Raw genomic sequence first — 12981 nt, 5'->3', positions numbered from 1 at the left:
TCCTGGGGTCGGGGACCCACCGGATGCAGGTCCGCGCTTGCCGCGCCCCGCCACCACGAACCTGGCGAGGACGGCCTGGTCGTCACCCGGAGCACCCCACCGCGGAGGAGGGTTGCTGGCCAGCTAGCCGGGGCTTCGCGCTGGCGCTCATGACCTGGCACGACGATAGGGACGCTTCCCCCGCGCTGTCCACCGCGTCCTGGCGGCGTGTCGTCATCTGAGACACCACAGATGCCGTATGCCGCTGGGCTCGCTCGCGCGCACCCGCTCCCTCCCAGCACCCACCCCTCTTCGTCGAGTGTGCAGTTCGCGCCGCCCGCCGTCCTTCGTCGAGTGTGCAGTTCGCGCCGCGACCGACCTCCGACAATCGGGCGAAAACTGCACACTCGACCAAGAGGGGGCTGCTCCCGGGAAGCGAGCCCAGCGGCATACGGCACGAGGCGGTGCACGTGGACGGGAGTCAGCAGGACGCGGAGTGCACACTCGACCGGGAGCCGGCTGGACGCGGAGTGCACACTCGACCGGGAGCCGGCCGGACGAGGAGTGCACACTCGACCGGGAGCCGGCCGGACGAATTGGCCATGGTGCGCGTGTGACGCGTGAGTTCAGCGTGGCGTTGACGTACCGTGCCATCATGGCGACACGTGGGTCCGGCAGTGCGCGCACGAGCACATCGGCATCGGGCCGTGCCGCGAGCGGTTCCCGGGGATCCGGTTCTGCACGTGGCCAGGGTTCCTCGCCCCGATCGACCTCTGGACGCGGCGGACGCACGACGAAGCGGCCGGCCCCGCGGGCCAAGGCCAAACCCAAGACCCGGGGCGGCGGGCTTCCGTTGCCGTTGCGGGCCGTGCGGAACACCTGGATGGGGGTCTCCCACGTCGCTGGTGGTGCGGTGCGCCGGGTCGGTACGAGCGCGCGCGACCTCGAGCCCGAGCACCGTCGCGACGGGCTCGGCTTCGCCCTCATCGCCCTGGCCATCGTCGTCGCGGCCCGCGAGTGGTGGGGTGTCCACGGCACCTTCGGCCAGGTCGTCCACGCGGTCTTCGCGGGCACGTTCGGCCGCATCGCCTACGCCGTCCCCCTCGTGCTGCTCGCGTTGGGCCTGCGCCTGCTGCGCGCCCCGGAGGACGAGGCCGCGACGAACCGGATCATCGTCGGCACCATCGCGCTGACCTTCGCGTCGTGTGGTCTCGCACATCTCAGTGACGGGATCCCCAACCCCCCGGACGGGGCCGATGGCATGCGGGCCGCCGGGGGGATTATCGGCTTCCTCGCGTCGAGCCCGCTCGCGGCGGCGGTCTCGCAGTACGGCGCCCTGGCCATCCTCATCCTCCTCGGGATCTTCGGCGTGCTCGTGATCACCGCGACCCCGGTCAACCTCATCCCACACCGCCTTCGTCAGCTCCGCGACCTGGTGCTGCACCGTGAGCACGAGGACGAGCAGGCGCCGGACGAGGCGGCCGAGGGCGGCACCAAGCGGGGCCGGCGCAAGGCGGTGGACCTGTCGGAGCGCGAGGGCGACGAGGCCTTCCGCCAGGCCGCGATGCGGGGGGCCGAGGACGAGCCGACCCTGCGCCTGCGCCCGGGCGAGAAACGTCCCACTGCCCCCGGTCTCCTCGCGCCCCGCCCGGCCGGCGCCTCGGGTTCCACCCAGGCGATCGACGCGACCGACCCACGCACCCACGGCGCCCCCGACACGCAGACCGGCGCCAAGCCGGAGCTGGCTCCGCCGCCGACGTCGACGATGCCCGCGCGGGTCGAGCAGCTCTCCCTCCAGGGCGATGTGACCTACCACCTGCCCGATCTCGCGATGCTGGCCCACGGCGCCCCGCACAAGACGCGCAGCCAGGCGAACGACAAGGTCGTCGAGTCGCTCACCCACGTCTTCGACCAGTTCGACATCGACGCCGCCGTGACCGGCTTCACGCGGGGTCCGACGGTGACCCGCTACGAGGTCGAGCTCGGCTCGGGGACGAAGGTCGAACGCGTCACGGCGCTGTCCAAGAACATCGCCTACGCGGTTGCCTCGGCGGATGTGCGCATCCTCAGCCCGATCCCGGGAAAGAGCGCCATCGGCATCGAGATCCCCAATGCCGACCGTGAGAACGTCGCCCTGGGCGATGTCCTGCGGAGCCAGACCGCCCGGTCCAACGAGCACCCGATGGTCATGGGAGTCGGCAAGGACGTCGAGGGCGCCTACGTCATCGCCAACCTCGCCAAGATGCCGCACCTGCTCGTCGCGGGAGCCACGGGTTCCGGCAAGTCGAGCTTCGTCAACTCGATGATCACCTCGATCCTCATGCGCTCCACGCCGGAGGAGGTGCGCCTCGTCCTCGTCGATCCCAAGCGGGTGGAGCTGACGGCCTACGAGGGCATCCCGCACCTCATCACGCCGATCATCACCAGCCCGAAGAAGGCGGCCGAGGCGCTGCAGTGGGTCGTGCGCGAGATGGACCAGCGCTACGACGACCTCGCGGCTTTCGGCTTCAAGCACGTCGACGACTTCAACAAGGGAGTCCGCGCAGGCAAGGTCAAGCCCTTGCCGGGTTCCGAGCGGCAGCTGACCACGTATCCGTACCTGCTCGTCGTCGTCGACGAGCTGGCCGACCTGATGATGGTCGCGCCCCGCGACGTCGAGGAGTCCGTCGTCCGCATCACCCAGCTGGCTCGGGCCGCCGGCATCCACCTCGTGCTCGCGACGCAGCGGCCGTCCGTGGATGTCGTGACCGGTCTCATCAAGGCCAATGTCCCGTCCCGGATGGCCTTCGCGACGAGCTCTCTCGCCGACTCCCGTGTCGTCCTGGACCAGCCGGGAGCCGAGAAGCTCATCGGCCAGGGGGACGCCCTCTTCCTCCCGATGGGCGCGAGCAAGCCGATGCGCGTCCAGGGCGCGTGGGTCAACGAGTCGGAGATCCACGAGGTGGTCAAGCGGGTCACGACCCAGCTCAAACCCAACTACGTCGAGAACGTCACGGTCGCCCAGCCCAAGAAGCAGATCGACGACGACATCGGTGATGACCTCGACGTGCTGCTGCAGGCGACGGAGCTCGTCGTGACGACGCAGTTCGGGTCGACGTCGATGCTGCAGCGCAAGCTTCGCGTCGGCTTCGCCAAGGCGGGACGCCTCATGGACCTGCTCGAGTCACGGGGTGTAGTCGGTCCGAGCGAGGGGTCGAAGGCGCGCGACGTGCTCGTCCGGCCGGACGACCTCGAGCAGACCCTGGCGTTGCTGCGCGGCGAGGACGTCCCGCACCCCAACGAGCCGGTCGAGCCGGCCGAGGAGGCCGTGCCGTTCGCCGCTGACCCGAGCGTCGTCGAGAGAGCGCCCGCGGAGGATGCGCCCGCGGAGGGGAACCCGCCAAACGCGGCCAGCCCAGCGGCATACGACCCGATGCCCGGGGACGGGCAGCTGCGCACCGCGGCGATGGTCGTCCAGCGTGGCGAACGCCGCGCGCAGGGAGACGACCTCGACGACCCGCCCAACGGGCCGGTGGCCGCTTGGCAGCCGGGTGACCTGACCCCTGTCGCCACCGAGGGTGACGAGGAGTCCGAGGATGCGTGGCAGCTGACGGATCGGCGGGACGAGCGCTGGTGAGCCCGTGGGGGCAGCCGCTGCAGGTCTAGAGTCGGCGTCGTGAGCGCATCACTGGAGCTGTGGCCGTCCACCTCGCGTCGGCCCGGGCCGCCAAGCCGATGGGACCGGATCCGTCGGGGCTTCGCCGAGACTCCGTGCGCCGTGCTGCTGGCGGTTCAGCTCGTGGCACTGCTCGCCTACCCCTACATGGAGACCGCCACGCTCGGCGACTTCCGCGAGCTCGGCCGGATGCTCTTCGGCCTCGTCGGCCTCCTGGTGCTGTTCCTCGCCATCCGCGCCGTGCGGGCGACGCCGGCGCACACCTGGGTGGCGGCGGTCATCGGCCTGCCCGTCGTCGCCCTGACCATCGCCGAGGCGGTCTGGCCCGACAGCGATCAGGTCCTCTTCTGGAGCTCGCTGATGCACGCGGTCTTCTACTTCTACACGGGCTACGGGCTGCTCAGGTACATGTTCGCCGACAACTGGGTGACCCGCGACGAGCTCTACGCCACGGGCGCGACGTTCACGGTGGTCGCGTGGGGTTTCGCGTATCTCTACGTCGCGGTCCAGATGATCTGGCCGCACTCCTTCACCATCTACGGCGAGGCCGTGCCGGGTGAGCGCTCGTGGTACCAGCTGCTCTACCTGTCCATCACGACGATGACGTCTACCGGCCTATCGGACATCTCGGCGGTGACGCCGCATGCGCGCTCGTTCGTCATGCTCCAGATGATGACGGGAATGCTCTACGTCGCGCTCGTCGTCGCCCGACTGGTCGGCCTCACCATCGCCCGCTTCCGCCAATGACGAGCGGGCCAGTCAGCCGTCGAGCTCTGCGATCGTCCTGAGGCTCGGTCGCCGCGTCTCCTGCAGGTCGCGGGCGACGGCCTCAACGTCGCGCATGACCCGGATGGTGTTGCCACGCACGAGCTGCGCGAGGTCCGCATCTGACCACCGCCGCTCGACGAGCGCGGCGACGAGTCGCGGGTAACCACTCACGTCCTCGAGCCCCACCGGATACGTGTCGGTGCCGTCGTAGTCCCCACCGATACCCACGTGGTCGATGCCCGCGACCTCACGCACGTGCTCGAGGTGGGCCACGACGTCCGCGATGGTCGCCTCCGGCTTCGGGTGCTCGCGCCGGTATTCGGTGGCGAAGCGGTGGAACGCGACCCAGTCCTTGGCATCGACGCCGCGTTCCGCAGCGGCGGCCACAGCCTGGACGCGCCACTCCGCCGTGGCCGGGGAGACGAAATCGGGGACGAAGGTCACCATGCACACGCCGCCGTTGTCCCGGAGGGTTTCGAGCACGTCATCGGGGACGTTGCGCGGTGAGTCACACACCGCCCGGGCGGAGGAGTGGCTGAAGATCACCGGGGCGGCGCTCACCTCGATGGCCTGTCGCATCGTCGATGCCGCGACGTGGCTGAGGTCGACCATCATCCCGATCCGGTTCAGCTCGCGCACCACCTCGCGCCCGAACGCCGTGAGCCCGCCCACGGCTGGGACGTCGGTGGCGGAGTCCGCCCACGGCACGTTGTCGTTGTGCGTCAGCGTGAGATACCGCACTCCGAGGACGTGCAGCCCGCGCAGCGTGGCCAGTGAGCACCCGATCGAGTGGCCACCCTCCGCGCCGAGGAGGGACGCGATCCGCCCCTGGGACCTGGCCACGTCGATGTCCGCAGCGGTCCGTGCGAGAGCGAGCTCAGCGGCATACGACCTGATCATGTGGTGGACGCCGTCGATCTGCTCGAGCGTGGCGGTCACGGCCGCGTCGCCCTGGAGGCTGCTCGGCACGAAGACGGACCAGAACTGCCCCCCGACACCGCCGGCCCGGAGGCGCGGCAGGTCCGTGACCGTCGAGGCCACCCGCTTGGCGATGTCGAGGCGCTCGAAGTCGTATCCGGCCTGCACCCTGACCTCCCAAGGGAGGTCGTTGTGGCCGTCCATCAGCGGGTGCTCGGCGAGAAGCGCATGGGCACGGGCCAGCGAATCGGGCATTCAGCCATTGAACACCGGCCCATCTAGAGTGGTCGCATGACCCCTCCCACCGCGGCCTCGACCCGGAGTGTCGCCCTCGTGACCTTGGGGTGCACCCGCAACGAGGTGGACTCGGAGGAGCTGGCCGGCCGGCTGGAGGCGGAGGGGTGGACGCTCGTCGACGACGCCGCGGACGCAGATGTGGCGGTCGTCAACACGTGTGGCTTCGTCGAGCAGGCCAAGAAGGACTCCATCGATGCCCTGCTCGAGGCCTCGGACCTCAAGGAGGACGGCCGCATTCGGGCCGTCGTCGCGGTGGGCTGCCTGGCCGAGCGGTACGGCAGGGACCTGGCCGACCAGCTCCCGGAGGCTGATGCGGTCCTCGGTTTCGACTCGTACCGGGACCTCTCGACGCATCTGCGCACGATCCTCGGTGGTGGCCACGTGCCGAGCCATGTGCCGGGCGACCGGCGACGCCTTCTTCCCCTCTCGCCCGTGGCACGGCAGGACGTGGCCGCGCAGGTGACGCTTCCCGGCCACAACACCATGCCGTATGCCGCTGAGCCGGGTCGCGCACCCGCGAGCGGGCCGCGCGTGGTCCGGGCCCGCCTGGACGGTCGCCCGTGGGCGCCGCTCAAGATCGCCTCGGGGTGCGACCGTCGGTGCTCGTTCTGCGCGATCCCGATGTTCCGGGGGGCCTTCGTCTCCCGGCCGCCCGGCGACGTCGTCGCAGAGGCCCGCTGGCTGGCGGCCCGCGGCGTCAAGGAGCTCTTCCTCGTCTCCGAGAACTCCACCTCCTACGGGAAGGATCTCGGGGACCTCGGGCTGCTCGAGAGGTTGCTGCCGGAGCTGACCGCCGTCGACGGGATCGAGCGGGTGCGGGTCAGCTACCTCCAGCCTGCCGAGATCCGGCCCGGGCTGCTCGAGGCGATGGCGCGGACTCCCGGCGTCGTGCCCTACTACGACATCTCCTTCCAGCACGCGTCCGAGCCGGTGCTGCGGCGGATGCGCCGCTTCGGCTCTCGCGAGGCGTTCCTCGACCTGCTCGCACGGGTGCGGGCGTCTGCTCCCGAGGCGGGGATCCGCTGCAACGTCATCGTCGGTTTCCCGGGTGAGACGGACGGGGACGTCGAGGAGCTCGAGGCCTTCCTCACCGAGGGGAGGCTCGACGTGGTCGGAGTCTTCGGCTACTCCGACGAGGACGGGACCGAGGCGGAGACCCTCACCGAGAAGCTGCCGTCCGAGGTCGTCGCCGAGCGCGTCGACCGCGTCACGCGTCTCGTCGAGGAGCTCAACGCGCAGCGCGCCGAGGAGCGGATCGGCGAGGCGGTCGAGGTCCTCGTCGAGGAGGTCGACGCCGAGGATGGGCGCGTCCTCGGACGAGCGGCGTTCCAGGGTCCCGACGTCGATGGCGTCACCTATGTGGAGGCCTCCGACGGGCGGCAGCCAGCAGTCGGCGACCTCGTACGCGCCGTCGTCGTGGCGACCGAGGGCATCGACCTCGTCGCGGAGTCGCGATAATGGAGCCGCCCTTGTTGCCACACGGTGAGGGTCCCTCGCCGCGCCCCACGGACTGGAACATCCCCAACGCGCTGACCGTGCTCCGGTTCCTGCTCGTGCCGGTCTACGCCGTGCTCCTGTTCCATGACGGCGGAGCCGATCCGTGGTGGCGGTTCTGGGCCTGGGTCGTCTTCGCGATCGCGGCCGTGACCGATGGCATCGACGGGCGACTCGCTCGCCGCAATGGCCAGATCACGACCTTCGGCAAGGTCGCGGACCCGATCGCGGACAAGGCGCTCACCGGCACCGCGTTCATCGGCCTGTCGGTGCTCGGGCTGATCTGGTGGTGGGTGACGATCGTCATCCTCGTGCGCGAGATCGGGATCACGCTGCTCCGCTTTCTCGTCATCCGCCACGGCGTGCTCCCCGCTGGACGCGGCGGCAAGCTCAAGACGATGCTCCAGACCTTCGCACTCGGGGGTCTCACCCTGCCGCTGTGGGTCTTTCCCTTCCCTGAGGTCTGGACCTGGGTGGCCCACGGGATCCTCGGGGCCGCCCTCGTCGTCACCGTTGTCTCGGGGGTCGACTACGTCTTCCAGGCCCTGACCCTGCGAGAGAACAGTGAGCGGACCCGGGTGCGGCGTGCGGCGAGGGCCGCGGGGCGCTCGGATGGTCTGCCCTGAGGGCGCCGTGACCGACGGCCGCAGCGTATCGGAGCGCATTGTCACTCACCTCACGTCAGTGGGTGAGACGGTCGCGTGCGCGGAGTCCCTGACGGCCGGACTCGTGTCGGCCGCCATCGCGGACACCCCCGGGGCCTCGGTCGTCCTCCGCGGCGCCATCGTGGCGTATGCCGCTGACGTCAAGGTTGCGCTGCTCGGTGTCCCGGCGTCAGTCGTTGCCGAGGCGGGGACCGTCGACCCGCGCGTGGCCCGCGCCATGGCCGAGGGGGTGAGGCAGCGGGTCGGCTCGACCTGGGGCGTCTCGACGACGGGTGTGGCGGGGCCTGGACCCGCCGAGGGGAAGCCGGCAGGCACCGTCCACGTCGCCGTCGCGGGACCGAGGGGAACAGTCACGAGGGAGCTGCGGTTGAACGGGACGCGCGCCGACGTGCGGAGAGGTGCAGCGGCGGCCGCTCTCGAGCTCGCCCTCGAGGTCATGACCGAGTCCGCCGGGTTGGGCGGGAGCCCGATGCCGTGCGACCCGGCTCACGACGCGGACGGTCAAACCGCTGCGCCGTCCTGACGGGCAGGCGGTACGGTAGGAACAGCGGCCGTGCTTCACGCACGTGACCAACGGACACGACGACGGATACGACCACTGGAGGAGGACGGCATGACCCTGTTGCGACGTGAGCTCGGAGACGTCCTCCGAGAGCGCCGGCGCGCACAGGGGCGCACGCTGCGTGAGGTCTCGGCAACCGCTTCCGTGTCGTTGGGCTACCTCAGTGAGGTGGAGCGGGGCGAGAAGGAAGCCTCCTCCGAGCTGCTCGCCTCCATCTGCGGCGCCCTCGATCTGCCGCTTTCCCAGGTCCTCATCGACGTCTCGAGCCGCATGGCCGAGTCCGAGGGCCTCGCCCCCACCGTCACGCTGCCCGTCCCTTCAGAGGTCGTCGCTGCGTCAGCTGCCTGATGGGCTCCCCGTCTGACTCGAGTGTGCAGTTGGCGCCGGGCGCGGAGTGCACACTCGACCAAGAGCTGGCCGGTCGGCCCGCGTCCACGGGTGCCCCGGAAGGGGCGGCGGCTCCCGTCCTGGTCGAGTGTGCAGTTGTCGCCGGGCGCCAACTGCACACTCGACCGGAGGCGGGATCGCCTTGGCGACCGGCGGTTGCTCAGTTGGCGACGAGGCGCAGCGCGAACTTGGCCTCACCCTGACCGGTCACCGTGGACGAGATCCCGACTGAGCGCATTGCCTCGACCGCCGCGCGCGCATCGCCGTCGACGTCCCCGAGGTAGAGCTTCTCGAGCCGGTCGAGGTCGACGTAGACGGCGTAGTCGGCGTCGGTCGCGTCGCCGAGGGCGGCCTTGAAGCCGTCCGTGCCACCGAGGTTGCCGCCGGACTTGAGCCGGGTGACGTAGTCCGGGGTGGTGGCGACGTAGAGCTTGCCTCCGTCGACGCTCTTCGTCAGGATGCCTGCCGCGCCGCCCGCATCCTCGATCGTCGTCACAACCTCCTCCGCGCGCTTGGCGTCGCTCGTCACGACCTTGACGCCGAGGGCGGGGACATCGCTGCCGAACTCCTGGTCCGGCAGGCTGAGCGTGAAGGAGCTGCCGAGGAGCACCTTGAGGTCGTCCGGTAGGGCGAGGCCCAGTTGGTCCTCGATCTCGCCGAGCGGGTCATCCATGCCGCTGGACGAAGTGAGGCTGTCGATCTGCTTCTTCAGCTGGGGCCAGGCTTGGTCCAGCAGCTGCGCCCCGCCGGAGAAGTGCGCCGCAGCCAGCGTGTCATCGGGTAGGTCGGTGAGCTCGGACAGGTCACCGTCCACGGGCTGGACCGACTGGGCACCGCTGAATCCACGGGCGATCCCGGCGATCTCGGCGTAGCCGGGATCGAAGCGCAGTGCCGCGGCGACCCGTCCCTGGAGGTCCTGTGGGACCTCGGAGGCCGGCACGCCGAGGACCTCAGCCGAAGACAGCTCCTTGGCGGCGGGCCCCATGTCCCACCACGTTGCCGCGACACCCTGCTCGCCGAGGGCCGTCATGTCGCCAGTGAATGTCCCGTTCTGCGACAGAGTGCCCTTGTCGATCGCCGCAAGAGTGGCGTCGCCCTGCCCGTGCGCGGTGAGGAGGACGTACCCGTCCTTGGCTCGGAGGTCGAGCGCATCGCTTCCGTCGCCGCAGTCCGCGAGGCGGCCGAGCGTCGACAGGGCTTGGTCCTGGTCCTTGACCTGCAGGGCCGCGACGACGTTGGGTTCGTCAGCGGTGCCGCCCGGGCGCAGCCCCACGCCGACGCGGTCACCGAGCCACGGGTCGATGTCCCGCGCGAAGTCGAAGTCCTTGACGCAGTCCTCCTCCGACTCGGCGACGGCGAGGTCCCACAGCTTCTTGCGGGCGTCGCCCGACTCGAGGTCCTTGATCTCGGGGATCTTGCCGAGGAAGCGCACCGCCGCGAGCTTCTGGCCGGCGGAGGGATCAATGTCGACCTGGACGTAGCCAAAGGTGTCGCCCGGCAGGACCTCGGATGGACGCGGGCCGCTGCCACTGAGCTGTTGGATGGCGACCGCACCACCGACCCCGAGCGCGAGGACGGTGGCAACACCGCCGACGAGAAGCGCCCGGTTCGTCTTCCGGCGCGGCGGTGCAGCGGAGCCGGCATCGCCCACACCCGATGATGGGTCCGTGAGCTCGACCGGTTCGGTGGCCCCGGGGAAGGTGTACGACATCGGACCACTCTGGGCCGGCTGGGACGGGTCGTTGTCGGGCATGGTGCCGTCGGTCGGCTGGTTCATCTGACTTCCCCTGGTTGGATCGAGCCCGCTGTCGCGGAACGAGACGACCCTACCGGTCTCTTCGCCGCCTGCTCAGCCGGGTTTGGCAACGGTCAGACGACGATTCGCGCCATGGTGGTTCCCGGTTTCGGTGGCAGACTCGGCTCGTGCGGATGAGCCACTTCTGGACCTTGATGAACGACGAGTTCGGCGAGGCCTACGCCGGGTCGCTGGCCCGCGACCACGTGCTGGGTGCGCTCGGCGGGCGCACCGTGCTCGAGGCTCTCGAGCAGGGCGAGCCACCACGCGCCGTCTGGGAGGCTCTCTGCGACGACATGGACGTCCCTCCGGAGCGCCGCCTCGGCCGCAGCGCGCGAGTGGCGCGAGGTGCCCAAGGAGGGCAGACGGGAGGCAAGCCATGACGGAAACGAGCCCAGCGGCATACGGCATCGAGCTGCTCCGAGGCGACATCACGACCGACGCGGAGGCGGATGCCATCGTCAACGCGGCCAACCGGTCGCTCCTGGGCGGCGGCGGGGTGGACGGGGCGATTCACCGGGCGGCGGGTCCAGAGCTGCTGGCGGAATGCCGCACGCTCGGCGGCTGCGACACGGGCGATGCGAAGATCACGGGGGCGGGGCGACTGCCGGTACGCCACGTCATCCATGCCGTCGGACCTGTGTGGCGCGGTGGCGCTGCGGGGGAGCCTGCGCTGCTGGCATCGTGCTACCGACGAAGCATCGAGCTGGCTGCCGGCGCGGACTGCGCTGTGGTGGCCTTTCCGGCGATCTCGTGCGGGATCTACGGCTACCCGGCGGAGCAGGCCGCGGGCGTCGCCATCGGCGCGGTGGCCGAGGCGATGGCGGAGTTCGGCGTCGTCGAGCGGTCGCGCTTCTGGCTCTTCGGCGACGAGACGTATGCCGCTTTCGACCGAGCGCTCGAAGGTGCCCTCCGTCCCGAGTGACCTTCAAAGACCCGTCCATGAGGGGAGAGTGCCGAGCCGTATCGGCGTGTCGTGGGGGATTGTCCTTGGCGTCGAACACGTGTTCGGTAGGGTGATCCACAGGTGGGGCGCCACGCTCGACGTCGTCCACAGGCCGTCTCGTGGAACAGCCCGATGTCGGTGCCCTCGCCTAACGTCTGACCCGACAGCGAGACCGGACGAGCCGTCGCTGGGGGTCGAAGGTAGACGACCGCAGCGCAGACGGCAGATAGGTGACCGAGATGGCATCGGCGCAGGACAAGGACAAAGCCCTCTCCACGGTGATGGGCCAGATCGAGAAGAACTTCGGCAAGGGCGCCGTCATGCGCCTGGGCGACGACGTGCGCCCGCCCATCGAGGTCATCCCGACCGGGTCGATCGCCCTCGACGTCGCACTCGGGATCGGTGGCCTGCCGCGCGGGCGGATCGTTGAGATCTACGGACCTGAATCTTCGGGCAAGACCAGTCTGGCGCTCCATGCCGTCGCCAGCGCACAGAAGGGCGGAGGGATCGCCGCGTTCATCGACGCGGAGCACGCGCTCGACGCCGACTACGCGCAGAAGCTGGGTGTCGACACGGACGCGCTGCTCGTATCGCAGCCGGACACCGGCGAGCAGGCGCTGGAGATCGCGGACATGCTGATCCGCTCCGGAGCCATCGACATCGTGGTCATCGACTCCGTTGCCGCGCTCGTTCCCAAGGCGGAGATCGAGGGTGAGATGGGCGACAGCCACGTCGGCCTCCAGGCTCGCCTGATGTCCCAGGCCCTGCGGAAGATCACCGGCGCGCTGAGCCAGACCAGGACCACCGCAATCTTCACCAACCAGCTTCGCGAGAAGGTCGGTGTGATGTTCGGCTCGCCCGAGACGACGACCGGCGGCAAGGCGCTGAAGTTCTACGCGTCGGTCCGGCTGGACGTGCGGCGGATCGAGACGCTCAAGGACGGCACCGACGCGGTTGGCAACCGGACCCGCGTCAAGGTCGTAAAGAATAAGTGCCTGGCCGAGGGGACACGGATCTTCGACCCGGTGACCGGGCTGACTCACCGGATCGAGGAGATCGTCGACGGACGGCTTCCGGTCCACGTCGTGTCCGCCGACAAGAACGGCGAGCTGAGCGCACGCGAGGTCTTGTCCTGGTTCGACCAGGGCGAGCAGGAGGTCATAGGCCTCAGGCTGCGCGACAGCACCGAGCTGTGGGTCACGCCAGATCATAAGGTCCTGACCGAGCGCGGCTGGCGTCCCGCCGGGGAACTCGCCCACGGCGACCGCGTCGCACGGCCGCGGAGCTTCCTGGGCTTCGGCTCGGCCGAGCCGGTGCCGCCCGATCACGCCAGGCTGCTTGGCTACCTCATCGGCGACGGCTACGTGGGCGGCAAAACGCCGATCCACTTCATCAATGTGGAGAAATCCCTGCAGCAGGACGCGGCAAGGATCGCGGCCACCCTGGGCTGCGAGGCGAAACCGACGGGGAACATTGGTGAGGTAGCCTTCTCGCACCGTCCGGGAGAAAAGAACG

The 12981-nt window shown here is 69.9% G+C and carries 10 protein-coding genes, 1 pseudogene and 1 riboswitch; of the genes and pseudogenes, 9 read left to right on the top strand and 2 right to left on the bottom strand.

What is annotated here, in order from left to right; genetic code table 11:
• Positions 1-28 precede the first annotated feature (28 nt).
• A riboswitch (SAM riboswitch) is annotated at positions 29-155 on the bottom strand.
• A 479-nt stretch (positions 156-634) separates the two neighbouring features.
• Positions 635-3595, top strand: a complete 2961-nt coding sequence (locus tag ABF401_RS17390) for an FtsK/SpoIIIE family DNA translocase (RefSeq protein ID WP_353510841.1) — start codon at positions 635-637, stop codon at positions 3593-3595.
• 39 nt (positions 3596-3634) lie between these two features.
• Complete coding sequence (locus ABF401_RS17385; RefSeq protein WP_353510840.1) at positions 3635-4381, top strand: ion channel; 747 nt, start codon at positions 3635-3637, stop codon at positions 4379-4381.
• 12 nt (positions 4382-4393) lie between these two features.
• Here ABF401_RS17385 and ABF401_RS17380 read toward each other — a convergent pair whose 3' ends face one another.
• On the bottom strand, positions 4394-5575 hold the full coding sequence (locus ABF401_RS17380; protein WP_353510839.1) for a dipeptidase: 1182 nt from the start codon (positions 5573-5575) through the stop codon (positions 4394-4396).
• 36 nt (positions 5576-5611) lie between these two features.
• On the opposite strand from ABF401_RS17380, the gene rimO reads away from it, so the two are divergent.
• The 4 genes from rimO to ABF401_RS17360 all read left to right on the top strand — a co-directional run bounded on the left by rimO (position 5612) and on the right by ABF401_RS17360 (position 8686).
• Complete coding sequence (gene rimO / locus ABF401_RS17375; protein ID WP_353510838.1) at positions 5612-7075, top strand: 30S ribosomal protein S12 methylthiotransferase RimO; 1464 nt, start codon at positions 5612-5614, stop codon at positions 7073-7075.
• On the top strand, positions 7075-7737 hold the full coding sequence (gene pgsA, locus ABF401_RS17370; RefSeq protein ID WP_353510837.1) for a CDP-diacylglycerol--glycerol-3-phosphate 3-phosphatidyltransferase: 663 nt from the start codon (positions 7075-7077) through the stop codon (positions 7735-7737). Before rimO ends, pgsA begins: the two co-directional genes overlap by 1 nt.
• Positions 7724-8299 carry a CinA family protein gene (locus tag ABF401_RS17365; protein ID WP_353510836.1) on the top strand — a complete coding sequence of 192 codons (576 nt, stop codon included), beginning with the start codon at positions 7724-7726 and terminating at the stop codon, positions 8297-8299. Before pgsA ends, ABF401_RS17365 begins: the two co-directional genes overlap by 14 nt.
• Positions 8300-8389: 90 nt before the next feature.
• Positions 8390-8686 carry a helix-turn-helix domain-containing protein gene (locus ABF401_RS17360; protein ID WP_353510835.1) on the top strand — a complete coding sequence of 99 codons (297 nt, stop codon included), beginning with the start codon at positions 8390-8392 and terminating at the stop codon, positions 8684-8686.
• A 199-nt stretch (positions 8687-8885) separates the two neighbouring features.
• On the opposite strand, the gene ABF401_RS17355 is transcribed toward ABF401_RS17360, so the two are convergent.
• Positions 8886-10502, bottom strand: a complete 1617-nt coding sequence (locus ABF401_RS17355) for a DUF3352 domain-containing protein (protein ID WP_353510834.1) — start codon at positions 10500-10502, stop codon at positions 8886-8888.
• Between the two features lie 146 nt (positions 10503-10648).
• Here ABF401_RS17355 and ABF401_RS17350 point away from each other — a divergent pair, with 146 nt between their 5' ends.
• From ABF401_RS17350 to recA, 3 genes and pseudogenes are all read left to right on the top strand, one after another.
• Positions 10649-10903 (top strand): DUF3046 domain-containing protein, encoded by a 255-nt coding sequence (locus ABF401_RS17350; protein WP_502908277.1) that lies wholly within the window; start codon positions 10649-10651, stop codon positions 10901-10903.
• Positions 10900-11445, top strand: coding sequence for an O-acetyl-ADP-ribose deacetylase (locus ABF401_RS17345; RefSeq protein ID WP_353510833.1), 546 nt, complete (start codon positions 10900-10902; stop codon positions 11443-11445). Before ABF401_RS17350 ends, ABF401_RS17345 begins: the two co-directional genes overlap by 4 nt.
• A gap of 260 nt (positions 11446-11705) precedes the next feature.
• Positions 11706-12698 (top strand): annotated as a pseudogene (recA, locus tag ABF401_RS17340) (recombinase RecA); the annotation flags it as partial.
• Positions 12699-12981: the final 283 nt, after the last annotated feature.

The sequence above is a fragment of the Intrasporangium sp. genome (assembly GCF_040414665.1).
Taxonomy (GTDB): Bacteria; Actinomycetota; Actinomycetes; order Actinomycetales; family Dermatophilaceae; genus Intrasporangium.
This window is presented reverse-complemented; position numbering and strand designations above follow the sequence as displayed.